Genomic DNA, 16,833 nt, shown 5'->3' with positions numbered 1-16,833 from the left:
CTCCTATAATTTAAAGTTATCCCCTAAATAATGTTCACGAGCGATTGGATCATTCGCAATTTCATCAGGGGTACCCTCTAGGAGGATTTTACCATTACTCAAAATATAAGCCTTATCTACAATCCCCAATGTTTCGCGAACATTATGGTCTGTAATCAAGATACCAATACCTCGGTTCTTAACGTGTAAGATAATTTGCTGAATATCAGCAACCGCAATTGGATCGACACCTGCAAAAGGTTCATCAAGAAGGATGAAATTAGGTTCTAAGGCGAGGCAACGCGCAATTTCTACACGACGTCGTTCACCACCAGATAATTGCATCCCCATACGGTCACGGACATGTCCAATATGAAATTCTTCAATCAATGATTCCACGATAGCTTCAATCTCATCAGATTTTTTTGCCGTAATCTGTAGCATGGCACGAATATTGTCCTCTACAGACATGGAACGAAAGATTGATGCCTCTTGCGGTAAGTATCCAATCCCTTCAGCCGCCCGCTTATACATAGGAATATTTGTTATATCCTTGCCATCAACGGTAATGATACCAGAACTTGGTCTTTCAATGCCTACAATCATATAAAATGACGTAGTTTTACCGGCCCCATTAGGCCCTAATAGACCTACAACTTGGCCTTTATCAACGCGTAGACTTACACCATCTACCACATTGCGTCCGCTAAAGGTTTTAACTAAGTTTTTGGTTTCTATATACATATATTATCCTTATTTATTCGGAACAATGACGAGTGTACTACGTCCACCTAATGTTTCAGCAGAATCATCAGCTAAACGAATTTTCAGTTCCGGTGCATTCAGTACATTACCATTTTGAACGGCATGCGCAGAACCCGATAAGAGTACCACTCCATCATTTTGGTTTGGCGTTTGTGTATATGTAGCTCGGTCAGCAGAACCAGACACGTTTCGTTCAGGATTAGAGAAGGTAACATTACCTTGCGCTACAGCACGAACTTCCTTCATCCATCCTTCTACCTTATCACCGGTTAAGGTTGTCCCTTCAGCAATCAAACGGGCATTGCCTGTAACAAGACCGTATTCAGAGTCAGTACTATACTCAACACTGTCGCCAAAGATTTGGCGATCAGCACGTTGTAAATGAACGCTACCATTAGCAGTGAATTTATTATTATTGTAACTGTGAACCGCTTGAGCAGACATGGCCATATCAGAACCAATCATAGATACACCACCATCAAGATTTGCTTCTTGAGTTTTTGTATTGTACCAACCCTTGGCACCAGTCATAGTTTTATCCGCTTGGGTAATAACAACATTACCTGTTGCATCTGCACGACCTGAATTGCCATCATAAGACAATGTATCAGCGCTGATAGTCAACGGATCATTTGCAGCCCAAACTGTAACAGATGCGGTCATGAGTACAGCTAATATAGCCATACCAATCTGTTTTTTCTTATTCATCATATTTCCTCTCAATTACTTCTTTGTTAATTTCGCATGTCCAATGGCTTTAATAATTTTTAAAGACATATTGCCCTCAAGCTTGTCACCTGTGAGGGTTACATCCTTACTGTTATAAGTGAAAGCCGTTTTAGATGTCAATGTTTTCGTTTTGTTATCAAAATGAAGGGCCTCAGTTTTAAATTCTGCACCTTCCGTATTGGTAGCAGTAACGCCTTGATCAATATCAAGAGAGTTTCGATCACCCGTCAGTACAGCATGAGGAGCTGTAATCGTAGTAGTCACATCATCTTGATAGAACAGACCTTTCAAATTGGTCAGAACGATAGCTTTTGTACGCGGGTCATATTCAATCTTCTCAGCCGATAATGCCCATACTAACTTGCCATCCTTTTCCTCTTGCAAGTCCGCACCTTGGAAATTAACGAGTTGTCCACTTTGATTTTGAGTGGAATTAGCCTCATTAGAGTCTTTCATAATAAATACAATAAGACCGATTAGAGCTAATACTATAGCGACCACAATGGCAATTAACTTTTTATTGTTTTTCATGCGCTCTCTCCCGTATAGCTATCTTCTTATCGTAATCAATAATTTGATCCATCTTAGTCATCCAACGATGTTGGAACCAAAGCCACTCATCTGGATGTTCACGAATAAATTCTTCCGTAACACGTACACAGGCTTCAGTTAGACGATACATATCAACATCTTCATCACCAGTTTCCTCATAATGTAATGCTGGCAAGATATGAACGATATGTCCTCCTTCAGGCTTACGAGATGCAAAAATAGGTACTACAGGAGAGCCAAATTTCTTTGCAAATGTTGCTGGTCCCATAACAGCTGATGAATCTTGTCCCAAAAACGGAACTGGTAAACCATTTATATATCCATCTTGGTCAGCTAAGAATCCAAGAAGTTTTTTCTTTTTTAAAGCCTTAGCAGCAGAAACGATTTCGTTGCCACCACTAGCAAATACGTCAAGCCCCACCATCTCACGATATTCATTCATAAGGCGTGTAAATTGAGCATTAGGTTGTTTCTTAACAATTGTAGTGGAAGGATATCCATGAGCTGCCATAGCAGCCCCCATCCATTCCCAGTTGCCTACATGGCCAGTAAGAACGATAACTCCCTTATCTTCAGCAATGGCCTTTTCTAAATGTTCAACACCACGCATCTCTATGTGTTTATTGATAAAGGATTTCGTCAGGTTTGGCATGTATAATACTTCCATAACACTGCGACCAAGATTTTTAAACAACTTATTAATTAATTGTTCCGCCTCTTGATCGTTCATATTCATGCCAATTTTAATATTATTTATGCCTCTAAGTTTTTGCTTCTTCGCTATTAGCCCATATACAGGACCTAAACAAGCGCCTATGAGCAAAATGAGCTTGTATGGTAGTCGACAAACAAGCCAACTAATGCCTTTAACTAAATGGTATTGCCATTCGTTATTCATTCTGCCCACCTCCTTTATTGTCCATGAGCATGGGCCTCTCGCGCATAATCTGCAACAACAGAATCCCATAAACCTTGATTCTTCAGGATATATTCTACAGCCTCTCTAACAGCACCATGTCCACCATTGACGGTAGAAATAAATTTAGCTATTGATTTAACCTCTAATACCGCATTATTTGGTGCCATCGGCAAACCTACGAGTTGAAGAGCCCCTAAATCATTAAGATCATCCCCCATGTAAGCAACCGAATCTAAGTCGATTTGATGTTTTTTACAAAGAGTTCTTAATGCTTCAGTTTTATTAGTATGCCCCATAAGAAGTTCATCAAAATCTAACTCCTTCGCACGATGCTCTACCATCGGAGATACGCGAGCCGTGATAATTGCTAACTTTATCCCTGATTTACGAGCCGCAGTCAAGCCTAAACCATCTTTGACAGAAAAGGCTTTGAGCTCTTCTCCAGTCGATGTGTAAATTAGAGTTCCATCTGATAAAACTCCATCAACATCGAGAACAATCCATTGAATATTCATTATACAATGCCTCTACGCAATAAATCCGTGATGTGAACAATGCCAAGACATACATTATTAGTATCAACCACTGGTAATACGGTAATAGGGCGGGGTTGATTTTTCTCCATCAAATGAAGCGCTTCTGCGGCCAGTTTATCCTTTGTAATCGTACGCGGCATAGACGTCATCATATCCTCTACGGGCCATTCTAAAAAATTGCTGCCAGAATCAAGTCCACGACGCACATCACCATCAGTAACTAGACCTAACAAATGTCCTTCTTCATCAATAACATTTGTAGCACCTAACCCTTTTTCTGTCATTACAAAGAGTGCATCACGAACGGTAGCCCCTTTAAATACTGTTGGATTATCCTCGCCACCATGCATGATATTTTCTACAGTCAACAATAATTTGCGACCTAAAGAACCACCTGGATGGAATACAGCAAAGTTTTCTGGAGTAAAATGATGGCGTTCCAATAAACATACCGCTAACGCATCACCTAGTGCTAGAGCAACAGTAGTACTTGTAGTAGGTGCTAAACCCAATGGACAAGCTTCTCGTTCTACCTCTGCCAACAATACAATATCAGAATTTTTTGCTAATGTAGACTCTGGTTTCCCTACAACACAGATTAATTTAGCTCCTATGCGGCGCAGAGACGGCAAAATACTAATGATTTCTCCTGTTTCACCACTATTAGAAAATGCTAACACTACATCATCTTCAGTAATCATACCAAGATCACCATGCACGCCTTCACCAGGATGCATAAAAAGTGCTGGTGTCCCTGTACTAGCCAAGGTAGCCGCAATTTTACGACCAATATGACCAGATTTTCCCATTCCTGTACATACTACACGGCCCTTACAGGCCAAAATCATATTTACAGCATTTACAAAATTGTGATCCAAACGAGAACTTAATTCTTCAATAGCACGAGCTTCCTCATGAAGCACCTGTGCCGCTTGTTCTAAAATAGTCACAAATACCGCCCCTAACCTTTTACGATTTTATCAATAGCTACTAAATCACGAAGCAAATCTTCGAATTGATCTAAATACAACATATTAGGACCATCAGACAATGCTTCCTCAGGATTATCGTGCACTTCAAAGAATAACCCATCTACACCACTAGCCACAGCCGCACGTGCCAAATTTGGTACAAATTCACGGTTACCACTAGATTTAGTCCCTGCACCACCTGGTAATTGAACGCTATGAGTAGCATCAAAAATTACTGGATAGTCGAAAGAACGCATAATTGGGAAGGATCTCATGTCAACTACGAGATTATTATAACCAAAGCTAAAACCACGTTCGGTAAGCATAAGATTTTCATTACCTGTTTCTTTCATTTTATTAAGAACATTTTCCATGTCCTTAGGAGCCATGAATTGACCTTTTTTAACATTTACGCATTTACCAGTTTTAGCAGCGCCGTAAACAAGATCAGTTTGACGGCATAAAAAAGCTGGAATTTGTAGAATATCTAATACTTCAGCTGCAGGTTCAATTTGCTCGATAGAGTGAATGTCACTGACAACGGGCACATTGAGTTCCTTCTTAATAGAAGCAAGCATTTTTAACCCTTCCTCAAGACCTGGTCCACGGAAGGAACTAAAGCTAGAGCGATTAGCTTTATCAAAGGAAGCTTTAAAGATATAGGGAACACCTAAACGTTCGCATATCTCTTTTGCTCGTTTACCGATAGCTAATGTGCGGTCATAGTCCTCAATAACACATGGACCTGCAAGGACAAATAAACCCTTGCCGCCACCCACAGTAATATCTTTAATTTGAACTGTTTTCATTTATTTCTCCTCTTGCTCGTAAATTGCATTAACACGAGCTAAGTCTTCAGGTGTATCAACACCGATAAATCGTTTATTTGTCAAAATAACACGAATTGTATAACCGTTCTCTAGAGCACGTAATTGTTCTAGAGATTCTGTTCGCTCCGCCGGAGTTGGCTCCATCTTAGCGTAGTTTAATAAAAACTCTCTACGATATGCATAGATGCCAATATGTTTTAGTGGCGGACGCACAAAATCATGGCGAGGATATGGGATTAAAGATCTAGAAAAATACATCGCATCATTACGATTATTTAAAATGACCTTTACCGCTGATGGCTCCTCGTACTCTTCCTCTAATAAAGGAGTAGCTACTGTGGCCATCTGCAAGTTTGGATCTTCCTCAAATAGACGTGCCAAGTCATCAATAAGATTTGGATCAATCATCGGTTCATCACCTTGGACATTGATAACAACATCCAAGTCTGTATAATGACTCGCAACCTCTGCTAATCGATCCGTCCCTGTAGGGTGATTAGGATCTGTCATCATAACAGTTCCCCCAAACTGTTGTACTGCAGAATATACGCGGTTATCATCAGTGGCTACAATTGTACATACTGTCTTTGTAGCTTGTGATACCCTTGCATAAACCCGTTCAATCATAGGTTTACCTGCAATATCAGCTAATGGTTTGCCCGGTAATCTTGTAGAACCATAACGCGCAGGAATAACACATCCAAACTTCACGATAAAACCCCATTTCTGTTATTCGTGTATCTTATTATTATACACTAAATCTCTAAATTTTCTATGAATTCTTGTTTTCCAGAAACAAATTCAATCCCTATAGATAGCACCAGAATCGGTATTTTCAAGTCTTCAATTGCATGCAACTGACTTAACTTAACTGCATCCTTTTCTGTAATGCAAATAGCATCAGCTTGATGAGCAAATGCTTGTTTCCAAATCTCAACTACATCATCATTTGAAAAGTCATGATGATCTCCAAATGGCAAGGTATGAACAACGTTATACCCTACATCAGTTAACGTTTGTGTAAAGGATTGAGGGTTTCCAATTCCACTCACAGCCATAATGCGTTGTTCCTTGTAAGCATCTACAGAAGCCCCAACAGAACCATTAGCCCACTCATCTAAGGTGTACATAAATTGCGGCTTATGTGTTGTTTCATAGACAGGTATATTGGGAATCATCTGAGTTAATCGCTTTCGAATGCCGGATACAATACCTGGTGCTACTTGATCAACCTTAGTAAGAACGATAATATCCGCACGCTGTAAACCACTAAGGGGTTCACGTAATAGTCCCCGTGGCAATACATGTTCATAGCCAAACGGATTGGATGCATCGATTAGTACAATATCAATATCTCTTGCTAGTGCACGATGTTGAAAGCCATCATCCATAATAAGACAATCGGCACCTAGCTCATTAATAGCGATTTCTGCAGATTTGGAACGTTCACGTCCAATGATTACATTAGATTTTTGTAAAACCTTAGCCAGTAACCAAGCCTCATCACCACTGATAGATGGCTCTACAAGCATTGTTCCATCTTTAGAAATAATAATATTTTTGTTATTATCTTCTGCACGGTATCCACGACTAAGAACAGTAGGATGAAGGCCCTTCTGAGTAAGCACATCACAAATAAATCGCACCATCGGTGTTTTTCCAGTACCACCAGCCGTAATGTTGCCAACGCTGATTACAGGCACTGTAACTTTCGTAACGCCTTTACCCTCATCAAATCGAGCATTGCGTATTGATACAGCTTTCTCATAACCTTTACTCAAAAGGCCTAAACTGGAGCGAGCTATATCACCTAATACGGATTGATCTTCACCACTAACGATGGATTTGAATAATGCTTCCCCACTCATAGGTGACGCCTCCTATTATGTAATACAGTAAACTAATCTACAAATTTAGTCTTACTACGGAATAATTTGATGTTTCTCAAATAGCAAACGTAACTCTTGTGTATTACGCCGCGTAGCACCACGATTTTCTTTAATGATATCCAGGCAGTTTTGCCCCATCTTTTTAGCCAAGTCTCTATCCTTACATAAACGCAAGACCATAGCGGTTAACTCTTTTCCATTCTTCACTTGCTCACAAGCATTTCGAGAGTTTAATAAGGCGAAAATTTCTTTAAAGTTAAACATATGAGGCCCAACCAAAATTGGCTTACCATGTGCAGCTGGTTCCAAAATATTATGGCCTCCAGTTTTAACAAGGGAACCACCAACAAAGATAATATCGCCTAAGCTATACAGTCGGCCAAGTTCACCAATGGTATCTAAAACGACAACGGGAATACCTTCATGAACAGGCTCCTTCATATCGCTACGACAAATAGCACTCAATTCATAACGCTTTGCAATATTTTGCACATCATGACCGCGATAAATTTCACGAGGCGCAATCAATAAACGAGCTTGTGGATACTCTTTCAATACTTGCTTGAAGGTTTCAAAAATAGCCTCTTCTTCACCTTTGTGAGTACTACCTGCAATAATGATAGGATGATTATTTCCAAAGCCAAATTCATCGAGAAGAGCTTGTTTTTCTTCATATGATACGGTGGCATATGTTTGATCGTATTTCATATTACCTGTTACGGTAATATCAGGTGTATGAGCACCTAAACTTTCAATATACGCCGCATCAAATTTGGACTGCATGCAGAAACGCTCAATAGAGCGTAACATTTCACGCGTAAAAGCACTGATATACTTATAACGTTTCATACTGCGATCTGAAATGCGTCCATTAACCATCATAACTGGAATGTTTTCCGATTCGGCGATACGCAAGAAGTTTGGCCAAATTTCAGTTTCTACGAGTAAAATAGTAATCGGCTTAATAATATGTAAAATTTTACGAGTTAAATACGGCAAATCAAGGGGAAAGAATATAATTCCTTCTGCTTCAGGAATGATACGATGAGCCATAGCATGACCAGTAGCAGTAACTACTGACACAACCACAACAGCTTCAGGAAATTCCTTTTTAACCTCTTTTACCAATGGACTGGTAGCCACAATTTCCCCTACGGAAGCGGCGTGAATCCAAATAGCACGACGCCCTTCAATTTTCTTTAATAGCGAAGCGGGCATATAGCCTGCACTTTGTTTGATACGCTCATAAAAGCCATCTTCAAAGGCAAGTCGGTATAAAATAACCGGAATCAAGCCTATCCAATAAAATATGAGCAATACGTTATATATCCAGTACATGGTTATCCTTTATTGGAGAATTGAACGGAATAAAGATGATTGTACAATCCGCCGTCAACAGCTAATAGCTCTTGGTGAGTCCCCTGCTCTACCAAGCGACCTTGATTAAGTACAACAATTTGATGAGCATTTTGAACGGTGCTCAATCGATGGGCAATGACAAATGCCGTACGCCCTTTCATAAGGCGATCTAACGCCTCTTGTACAAGCTTTTCGCTCTCAGTATCTAAAGCAGATGTGGCTTCATCTAAAATTAGAATTCGAGGATCTTTTAAAATAGCACGTGCGATAGCAACGCGTTGACGTTGTCCACCAGATAGCGAACTGCCTCGTTCACCTACAATCGTATCGAGACCATCAGGCATTTTCTCAACGAACTCAAGTACATTAGCCGCTTTAGCCGCTTCATACACGTCTTCATCAGTAGCATCTAAACGACCATACAAGATATTCTCTTTAATTGTAGCATTGAACAATACGGTTTCCTGTGGTACAAGACCAATTTGTTCACGCAAAGATTTAAAAGTAACATCTTTCACGTTATAACCATCTATTGTAATAGAGCCACCTGTTACATCATAGAAACGAGGTAGTAAGTTAGCGAGAGTTGTCTTACCTGCACCAGATGGACCAACAAGGGCTACACTTTCGCCAGCCTTAACTGACAAGGTAAAATTTTCTAAGGCAGCCTTTTCTCCATCATAGGAGAAAGAAACATCATTAAACTCCACATTGCCGGTAATAGCAGGCAATGTAATAGCATCAGGTTTCTCCACAACATCTGTTTTAGTATCTAAAATTTCAAATACACGATCGGCAGCAGCCAACGCCTTTTGAATATTACCATATACTTGACTCAAACGTTTTACGGGATTTGACAAGTTAATAGCATAAATCAAGAAAGCAATCAAAGAACCTGCAGTAATAGCACCTGTTACTACGGAGTAACCGCCGTACCAAAGGATGACCGCTACAGCGATTGCCGCAGAAAATTCAACCATTGGGCTTAACAAGCTAGTCAATTTAGTAGCTTTGATAACTGCTTTAAAATTGCGATCATTTTCATCTTCAAAGCGCTTACGCTCAAAATCTTCACGAGCAAAGGATTTTACAACGCGAACTGCACTAATTACCTCTTGTAAAAGTGCCGTAATATCAGCTACACGCCCTTGGACATCATGCCCCGCCACGCGAAGCTTCTTACCAAAAACATTGATAATCACTAAAACTACGGGAACCGTAATAAAAGTAACTAACGTCAATTTCCAGTCAATGAGAAGCATGGACACCAAGGAACCGATAAGTGTTACAGATTCAGTGATAAAAGAAATCAAGTTATCTACCACGGCCGTTTGCAATGCAGCTACGTCATTTGTAAGATTACTCATGATAACGCCCGTCTTACGACGATCGAAATAGGATAAGCTTAATTTTTGTAGATGATTAAAAATAGCCTCACGTACATCGATAATCACGCGCTGTCCGATGTAGGACATATTATAGGTTTGACCATAGGTAGCAAAGCCACGAATTAGGAAAATGAGTATAATAGCACCTACAATAAGGTTCAACATAAACATATTCTTTTCATCTAATACTTGGTCTACTACATTCTTAATTAGCCAAGGTACTACCAAATAGGCAGCAGCAGCGACAATCATGCAGAACACTGCAAAAAGCATTCGCTTATAATAAGGCTTTACAAAATATAAGAGCCTAGAATAACTATTCATTACATTTCTCCTTACCGAGATTGTACACAAGATGTGCTACTCGTTTTACTGCACCAGGCTCACCTAATTTATGACGTACTTCGCGCAATTCACTACGCATAGCTTCATTTTTCTCTACATCACTAATCAATGGTTCCACCAAAGATACAATCGTTTCTGGTGTGACAGCATCCTGTAATAATTCAGGAATAACCTCTTTACCAGCTACAATATTAGGCAAGCCCACATGTGTTACATTCACAACCATCTTACCAATACCATACGTAATTGGAGATACACGATACAATAATACCGTTGGCAATTCCATCATCGCCGTTTCTAATGTAGCCGTTCCTGATGCAGCAAGGCACACATCACAAATCTGCATCAAGTCATATGTATGGTCTTCCGTAATCGTAACAGGTACCTTATGAGCATCGATAAAAGCTTCTAGCTCACTTCGATCAATCGTATGTGCTCGAGGCAAGAAGAATTGAACATCTTCATGTTTCGCCATCAATTGCTCACCACTTTTTAGCATCGTATCAAGCAAGGATAAAACCTCTTGTTTACGACTGCCAGGCATGAGCAATACTTTTTTAGCCTCTTTACGAGCCCCAAAGTATTCTTCGGCCGCATCCTTAGTCATCGTAGGATGTACAATATCGAGTAAAGGATGACCTACAAAATCTACATCACATTTGTACTTGCGATACGCTTCAGCTTCAAATGGGAAGATAGATGCTACCTTGGTTACATACTTACGAATTGTATTACCACGACTACTGTGCCAAGCCCAAATCGTTGGAGCAATATAATATAAAACAGGAATCTCCAATTCATGAGCCACCGCAGCTAATTTCATATTAAAACCTGGATAATCTACACAAACGAGAATATCCGGTTTCTCCTTCATCATGACGCGTTTCAAATACGTGCGCAACTTAAAGAATTTTGGCAATGATTTCACAATCTCTACAATACCAATGACACCAAGATTCTTAATATCATACACGATACGAACACCAGCACGCTCCATCAAGGTGCCACCCATACCAAACATTTCTACAGAAGGATCTATTTCTCTCAATGCATTGGCTACACTTGCCGCATGAGTATCGCCGGAAGCTTCACCGGCGGAAAACATGACTTTCATTATGCATCCTTTCTGGAATTTACAAATTCTTGGTCAACAGCACAGATAACAATACCATGACGATCTGCCATATCAAGCACGTCTTGTTGTTGTACGAAAATAGTCTTTTCCGCTTCTACAGCTAGTACCTTACAACCACTATCAATCATAGACATGAGCGTTTTTATGCCTACTGCCGGCACATCAAAGCGTACATCTTGATTTGGTTTTTCTGTTTTAACAACAATCGCATCTCCGCGCCCCAGTTCTCCACCTCTCAAGATACACTTGTCAGTCCCTTCAATGGCTTCAATTGCCATGACCGCCTTATGTTTAACAACAACGGTTTGACCAATATCAAGGGCCCCCATTTGTTTAGCTAGTTCAAAACCAAAACAAATGTCAGCCCATTGCTCATCTGTAGGTTGTGCTTTTGAAAGCACTCCTACCTTTGGCATAAATGGTTTCAAGTATGCTGTTTGATCTAATACTTTAAAGCCTTCTCGTTCGATTTCATCAACGATGGCAAGCATAATCGTATCATCTTTACGATTTTTGAGCCGCTTTAAAACGCCTAATGTTTTTAAATCAGGAAATGTAAGGCCTTTAAAGAGAATCTCTTTAGTGACTTTTCCAAGCATGGTTAACTCTTGAACCTCTTCTTTTTTCAAGGTTTTAAAGATTTTACCTAGTTTAGCAACACCAATATCATAGAAAGCATCAGCCTCAGCCTTTAGAGCTGGGTCTATATCAGGTACTACACCGATAACAACCACCTCGTGGCCCAATACATGAGCGGCACGCATGAATTCTACAGGCAAAACACCAATGCCCGCAATTAATCCTACCTTTGCCAAGACTATACCTCCTAGATGACCTCACGGCCTATATATCAATTAGTAATTTCAAGTTCCCTATGAAAATGCCTAAAAATAGACATAATCATATACAATATATTTTACTATAAATAGCTACTTTTTACCATTAAAAAGCCAAGCTTTATGCCCTTTTCTTCATCATTTTATTAAAATTTCCTTATTACTTTTAACTACTAAAACATCTACGAATATATCTATCAAAACTTTTCTATAAATATAATGTAAATTATCATTGATATAAAACTCAACTAGTAATAATGCACACAAAAAGACCTCGTACATTGTACGAGGTCCTCATAATTAGTCGCGACGAGTACGCATAATGCCTCTATCAGCATTACGTAGGAATCGTAATAAATTTTCAATTTCTACGGAAGAATCCAATTGTAATTCCATTTCTTCAATCGCCTTAGATAAGCTGAATCCAGAACGATAAATAATACGGAATGCTTGTTTCAAATCACGTCGTACATCTTCGGAAATTCCTGCACGAGATAAGCCTACAGAGTTTAGACCAATAACACGTGCTGGTTGACCATCGGCAATCACGTAAGGGGGGATATCTTGTACCACCTTAGCCATCCCGCCAACCATTGCATTACGACCGATTTTAACAAATTGATGAATACCTGCAAGGCCGCCAATAACCACGCGATCTTCAACGATAGCGTGCCCTGCAAGACCAGCACAATTACTCATTATTACATTATTACCAACGATACAGTTATGAGCCACATGTGTACAGGCTTGAAGTAAACAATTATTGCCTACACGTGTTTCTTCACCTTCACCAGTAGCGCGGCTAATAGTTACGAATTCACGAATAACCGTTTCATCGCCAATATTACAATAGCTTTTTTCGCCTTTAAATTTTAAATCTTGCGGTTCCAACCCAATAGATGCGTTAGGATAAATTTCACAACGCTTACCAATGGTTGTCCAACCACCAATTACAACATGTGCACCGATTTGTGTGCCATCGCCAATCTCGACATGTTCGCCGATAACAGCGCCAGGACCTACGATTACATCTTTGCCCAATTTAGCATTTGGATGGACTATGGCTGTACTATGGATGTTGGATTCCGCATTTTCCATGCCTACAACTATCACTACAATCACTCCTCATTCTATTATACAAGGGCAAACATGTATTCACCGCTAGCGCACAATTTGTCGCCAACATAGGCACGGCCTTCAACCTTGCCCATTTTACCTTTAATTTTAACAATATCTACCTCCATGCGAACTTGATCGCCAGGTTTTACAGGATGGCGGAAACGCACTTTATCAATACCTGTAAACATAGGAGTAAGACCACGATTTTCCTCAGGGTACAATAATGCAATACCACCAACTTGAGCAATAGCTTCAGTCAATAATACACCTGGCATAACTGGGTTCCCTGGAAAGTGACCTTGGAAGAACAATTCGTTGAATGTAGCATTTTTAATACCCACAGCACGTTTCATAGGTTCTAACTCAACAATACGATCAACCAAAAGCATTGGGTAACGATGAGGTAAAATTTCTAAAATATCTTCGTGATTAAGAATCATGGCTGTGTCTCCCTTATTTCTTCCATTATACTGCGAGCCAATCTTGAATTTAATTCATGACTCGATTTCAAAGCAATTACATGGCCTTCAATCGGTCCTAACAAGAATAAATCCCCTATAACATCTAATGCTTTATGGCGAACTAATTCATCCTCAAAGCGTGGTATAGATAGACATTTCTCATCATCATAGACTAATGCATTATCTAGGCTACCGCCTTTTGCAAGCCCCATGGCCTGTAATTGTTCCAATTCCTTCATAAATCCGATAGTCCTAGCCGATCCAATGTGGGCTTTGAAATACTCAGGCGATACTTCAAAATCACATTGTTGCGTACCAAGCAACGGATGGCTGTTAATTGATGTAAAAGTCATGCGATAGCCATCATATGGCAAAATCACAATAAAACGATCCCCATCATAAACAGCATGAGATCGAGTCACTTTGTATATATGACGCAACGCTATTTGTTCTTCAATGCCAGCCTTTTCAATAAGATTGACAAAAATAGCACTACTACCATCACCTACAGGAGGTTCTGGAGAATCCATTTCAATATAACAGTTATCAATATTCATAGCACTGAACGCTGCCATCACATGTTCAACAGTAAATACCTTTGCTTCACCATTTTCCAACGTGGTAGCGCGCATAGTGTTCGTCACATTATCAATGTGTGCTCGCACAGAAGGATGCCCTTCAATGTCCGTGCGGACAAACACAATTCCTGTATCTTCAGGTGCAGGCTTAAAAACCATATGTACTGGTTCACCGCTATGAAGGCCAATCCCTTGATATGAAACAGCCTTTTTTATTGTTTGTTGTGGCTTACTCATAAGAATGTCCTTTCATAATCCGAATTCACGTTTACTATACACCAATATGTATTATACCCTATTTGCATAGGGGTTACAAGAAATTTACCATATATTACGCTAATTGGAAAAACTATTCTTAGTCTTTAAAATTTTAATAGATTATTTTTAAACACTAAATTATAAGTTACAAAATAAAAAGAGATTTCATCCATGCTAATAGGAATCAGTTTCATCTTGGATATTCCACAATCGCATAAACAAAATCTCTTTAAAATTATTAACTATTGAAAAACATCAGGTGGTGTATCTATTTGTTCACCATAAAAACGACGAGTCCATTTCCAACGGTTATGAAGCCAAAACCAATCTTCAGGATATCGCCGAATATAATCTTCAATAAACTCATTTAGACGAGTTGTTGTTACCGCTATATCACGCTTTTTATCATCTGTGCGTTCCACATAAATTGGTGGATGCGCTTCAATCTCATGTTTCTCAGAAAACGGACTATAATGTATGGTTACAAAAATAATGGGCACATCTTGCATACGAGCCAATACAGCTGGTCCCGCAGCCGTCAATGTTTCATAACCAAAGAATGGTACAAGAAGGCCATCATCACCAGGGTCCTGATCCATAATAAGGCCTAAAAATGCACCTTTTTTTAGTTCATTAATCATTTCACGAACACCTGTTTTATAGGTCACATGTTGATGCATAATCCGACGATATTCATTGATAAACTTATCGGCATCACCATTTTGTTTCATAGCCACAGAAATCAACGGATACCCTTCAGAAGCAAGAACGGCACCTAGGAGTTCCCAGTTACCACTATGAACAGCGGCTAAGATTGCACCTCGACCATTTTCTAAGGCATCATCTAAGTACTCTCGATTAATAAACTCCACCATATCTTTGTATGCACCATCTTTAATTTCAGGATAGCGCAATACATCAATAATCATACGGCCAAAGCGTGTAGTGCTAGCTTTCGCAATACGTCGAGCTTCTTTAGGATCATCTGTAATATTACAGAATAAAATTTGGCCTATCGCTAGGCGCTTGCGTTTAGGTGGCACCACTAACCACGCAATTTCACCTAGCAATGTACCAATAGCATATTGCAAACCTTTAGGTAATAAGCAAATAAAGGCACTAAAGATTTTCATAAACCTATACATGGATTATTAGCTCTCCTTAAGCTGTGCTTTCAAAGCGTCAATTTCTTTTTGTAATTGTTTTACAGTTTTCACCATTTCTGGCAAACGATTCTCGTAAGCAGCCAATTTTAACCACTCTTTATGAGGTCTCATTGGATACCCAGCCATAACAGAATTAGATGGTACATTGCCAGTAATTCCTGTTTTACCTGCAAATTGTACATTATCTCCAATTGTAATATGACCAGTACAGCCTGTTTGTCCTGCAAAGATTACATGGTTACCACATTTTGTACTACCTGCAATCCCAACCTGTGCAATCAAGAAACAATCTTCTCCAATCTCAACATTGTGGCCAAGGTGAACAAGATTGTCAATTTTTGTACCGCGACGTACCAAGGTAGATCCCATTGTAGCATTATCAACAGTAGTGCAAGAACCAATTTCTACATCATCTTCAAGAATAACATTGCCTACTTGAGGAATATGCGTATGAATACCATTTTCTGTGGCAAAGCCAAAACCTTCACCACCGATAACTGCTTTAGCACGCAATACAACGCGTTTACCCAAAATACAGTTCTCATGTACGATAGCACCTGCATAGATATCAGAATCTTCCCCAATTCGTACATTATGACCAATATATACATAAGGTCGAATTGTTACATTATCACCGATAACAGCATTATCATTAATAACACAATAGGCACCAATAGCTACATTTTTACCAAGTGTAACATTCTTGCCAATAATAGCTGTACTATGCACTTCACGGGGAACTACAACAGGTGGATGGAATACTTCTAGCACTTGGGCGAATGCAGCTTTTGCATTATCAACTACGATTTGTGCCATCGGTGCATTCTTTACTTCCGATTCAACGATAACAGCACCCGCTTGGCATAATGCAATATGTTCAACATATTCACCTATTGCAAAAGTTATGGATTGTTTTACTGCTTGCTCAAAGCTACGTGTCTCAGTAATGACAATAGACTCATCCCCTATAAGTTGACCGCCTACTAAATTTGCGAGTTCCTGTAAAGTTTTTTCCAAG

Annotated in this window: 18 protein-coding genes; all 18 read right to left on the bottom strand. The window is 39.5% G+C overall.

What is annotated here, in order from left to right; all coding sequences use genetic code 11:
* Positions 1 to 3 precede the first annotated feature (3 nt).
* A complete protein-coding gene (gene lptB / locus VPAR_RS02775) occupies positions 4 to 723 on the bottom strand; it encodes an LPS export ABC transporter ATP-binding protein (protein WP_012864076.1) in 720 nt (239 codons plus the stop codon).
* A gap of 9 nt (positions 724 to 732) precedes the next feature.
* Positions 733 to 1,455, bottom strand: a complete 723-nt coding sequence (locus tag VPAR_RS02770; protein WP_004698437.1) for an LptA/OstA family protein — start codon at positions 1,453 to 1,455, stop codon at positions 733 to 735.
* A gap of 12 nt (positions 1,456 to 1,467) precedes the next feature.
* The gene (lptC, locus tag VPAR_RS02765) at positions 1,468 to 2,004 is read right to left on the bottom strand and encodes an LPS export ABC transporter periplasmic protein LptC (protein ID WP_004698432.1); all 537 of its coding nucleotides are present in this window, start codon (positions 2,002 to 2,004) and stop codon (positions 1,468 to 1,470) included.
* Positions 1,991 to 2,923 carry a lysophospholipid acyltransferase family protein gene (locus VPAR_RS02760; RefSeq protein WP_004698446.1) on the bottom strand — a complete coding sequence of 311 codons (933 nt, stop codon included), beginning with the start codon at positions 2,921 to 2,923 and terminating at the stop codon, positions 1,991 to 1,993. The genes lptC and VPAR_RS02760 overlap by 14 nt, the downstream gene beginning before the upstream one ends.
* A gap of 14 nt (positions 2,924 to 2,937) precedes the next feature.
* The gene (locus VPAR_RS02755) at positions 2,938 to 3,459 is read right to left on the bottom strand and encodes a KdsC family phosphatase (protein WP_012864074.1); all 522 of its coding nucleotides are present in this window, start codon (positions 3,457 to 3,459) and stop codon (positions 2,938 to 2,940) included.
* Positions 3,459 to 4,430 (bottom strand): KpsF/GutQ family sugar-phosphate isomerase, encoded by a 972-nt coding sequence (locus VPAR_RS02750; protein WP_004695498.1) that lies wholly within the window; start codon positions 4,428 to 4,430, stop codon positions 3,459 to 3,461. The genes VPAR_RS02755 and VPAR_RS02750 overlap by 1 nt, the downstream gene beginning before the upstream one ends.
* Before the next feature lie 11 nt (positions 4,431 to 4,441).
* The gene (kdsA, locus tag VPAR_RS02745) at positions 4,442 to 5,260 is read right to left on the bottom strand and encodes a 3-deoxy-8-phosphooctulonate synthase (protein ID WP_012864073.1); all 819 of its coding nucleotides are present in this window, start codon (positions 5,258 to 5,260) and stop codon (positions 4,442 to 4,444) included.
* Positions 5,261 to 5,992 carry a 3-deoxy-manno-octulosonate cytidylyltransferase gene (gene kdsB / locus VPAR_RS02740; protein WP_004698512.1) on the bottom strand — a complete coding sequence of 244 codons (732 nt, stop codon included), beginning with the start codon at positions 5,990 to 5,992 and terminating at the stop codon, positions 5,261 to 5,263. It lies immediately after the preceding gene.
* A 44-nt stretch (positions 5,993 to 6,036) separates the two neighbouring features.
* A complete protein-coding gene (lpxK, locus tag VPAR_RS02735; RefSeq protein WP_004695492.1) occupies positions 6,037 to 7,149 on the bottom strand; it encodes a tetraacyldisaccharide 4'-kinase in 1,113 nt (370 codons plus the stop codon).
* A 54-nt stretch (positions 7,150 to 7,203) separates the two neighbouring features.
* Positions 7,204 to 8,508 (bottom strand): 3-deoxy-D-manno-octulosonic acid transferase, encoded by a 1,305-nt coding sequence (locus VPAR_RS02730; protein WP_012864072.1) that lies wholly within the window; start codon positions 8,506 to 8,508, stop codon positions 7,204 to 7,206.
* 2 nt (positions 8,509 to 8,510) lie between these two features.
* Positions 8,511 to 10,241: an ABC transporter ATP-binding protein gene (locus VPAR_RS02725; protein WP_012864071.1), complete on the bottom strand. Its 1,731-nt coding sequence runs from the start codon at positions 10,239 to 10,241 to the stop codon at positions 8,511 to 8,513.
* Positions 10,234 to 11,376 (bottom strand): lipid-A-disaccharide synthase, encoded by a 1,143-nt coding sequence (gene lpxB / locus VPAR_RS02720; protein ID WP_012864070.1) that lies wholly within the window; start codon positions 11,374 to 11,376, stop codon positions 10,234 to 10,236. Before lpxB ends, VPAR_RS02725 begins: the two co-directional genes overlap by 8 nt.
* Positions 11,376 to 12,212, bottom strand: coding sequence for an LpxI family protein (locus VPAR_RS02715; protein ID WP_012864069.1), 837 nt, complete (start codon positions 12,210 to 12,212; stop codon positions 11,376 to 11,378). Before VPAR_RS02715 ends, lpxB begins: the two co-directional genes overlap by 1 nt.
* Before the next feature lie 321 nt (positions 12,213 to 12,533).
* On the bottom strand, positions 12,534 to 13,346 hold the full coding sequence (gene lpxA, locus VPAR_RS02710) for an acyl-ACP--UDP-N-acetylglucosamine O-acyltransferase (protein ID WP_004695481.1): 813 nt from the start codon (positions 13,344 to 13,346) through the stop codon (positions 12,534 to 12,536).
* 20 nt (positions 13,347 to 13,366) lie between these two features.
* The gene (fabZ, locus tag VPAR_RS02705) at positions 13,367 to 13,792 is read right to left on the bottom strand and encodes a 3-hydroxyacyl-ACP dehydratase FabZ (RefSeq protein WP_004695477.1); all 426 of its coding nucleotides are present in this window, start codon (positions 13,790 to 13,792) and stop codon (positions 13,367 to 13,369) included.
* A complete protein-coding gene (gene lpxC / locus VPAR_RS02700) occupies positions 13,789 to 14,628 on the bottom strand; it encodes a UDP-3-O-acyl-N-acetylglucosamine deacetylase (protein WP_012864067.1) in 840 nt (279 codons plus the stop codon). Before lpxC ends, fabZ begins: the two co-directional genes overlap by 4 nt.
* Before the next feature lie 263 nt (positions 14,629 to 14,891).
* The gene (locus VPAR_RS02695; protein ID WP_012864066.1) at positions 14,892 to 15,794 is read right to left on the bottom strand and encodes a lysophospholipid acyltransferase family protein; all 903 of its coding nucleotides are present in this window, start codon (positions 15,792 to 15,794) and stop codon (positions 14,892 to 14,894) included.
* 6 nt (positions 15,795 to 15,800) lie between these two features.
* Positions 15,801 to 16,832, bottom strand: a complete 1,032-nt coding sequence (lpxD, locus tag VPAR_RS02690; protein WP_012864065.1) for a UDP-3-O-(3-hydroxymyristoyl)glucosamine N-acyltransferase — start codon at positions 16,830 to 16,832, stop codon at positions 15,801 to 15,803.
* Position 16,833 lies beyond the last annotated feature (1 nt).

The sequence above is a fragment of the Veillonella parvula DSM 2008 genome (genome assembly GCF_000024945.1).
In the GTDB taxonomy this organism is placed as follows: domain Bacteria; phylum Bacillota; class Negativicutes; order Veillonellales; family Veillonellaceae; genus Veillonella; species Veillonella parvula.
The sequence above is the reverse complement of the archived record's forward strand: the minus strand, read 5'-3'. Positions and strand labels throughout refer to the sequence as shown.

Coding starts and splice junctions, on each gene's coding strand:
- lptB (WP_012864076.1), bottom strand. CDS start 723: ATGTATATAGAAACCAAAAACTTAGTTAAAACCTTTAGCGGACGCAAT.
- VPAR_RS02770 (WP_004698437.1), bottom strand. CDS start 1,455: ATGATGAATAAGAAAAAACAGATTGGTATGGCTATATTAGCTGTACTC.
- lptC (WP_004698432.1), bottom strand. CDS start 2,004: ATGAAAAACAATAAAAAGTTAATTGCCATTGTGGTCGCTATAGTATTA.
- VPAR_RS02760 (WP_004698446.1), bottom strand. CDS start 2,923: ATGAATAACGAATGGCAATACCATTTAGTTAAAGGCATTAGTTGGCTT.
- VPAR_RS02755 (WP_012864074.1), bottom strand. CDS start 3,459: ATGAATATTCAATGGATTGTTCTCGATGTTGATGGAGTTTTATCAGAT.
- kdsA (WP_012864073.1), bottom strand. CDS start 5,260: ATGAAAACAGTTCAAATTAAAGATATTACTGTGGGTGGCGGCAAGGGT.
- lpxK (WP_004695492.1), bottom strand. CDS start 7,149: ATGAGTGGGGAAGCATTATTCAAATCCATCGTTAGTGGTGAAGATCAA.
- VPAR_RS02730 (WP_012864072.1), bottom strand. CDS start 8,508: ATGTACTGGATATATAACGTATTGCTCATATTTTATTGGATAGGCTTG.
- VPAR_RS02725 (WP_012864071.1), bottom strand. CDS start 10,241: ATGAATAGTTATTCTAGGCTCTTATATTTTGTAAAGCCTTATTATAAG.
- lpxB (WP_012864070.1), bottom strand. CDS start 11,376: ATGAAAGTCATGTTTTCCGCCGGTGAAGCTTCCGGCGATACTCATGCG.
- fabZ (WP_004695477.1), bottom strand. CDS start 13,792: ATGATTCTTAATCACGAAGATATTTTAGAAATTTTACCTCATCGTTAC.
- lpxC (WP_012864067.1), bottom strand. CDS start 14,628: ATGAGTAAGCCACAACAAACAATAAAAAAGGCTGTTTCATATCAAGGG.
- VPAR_RS02695 (WP_012864066.1), bottom strand. CDS start 15,794: ATGTATAGGTTTATGAAAATCTTTAGTGCCTTTATTTGCTTATTACCT.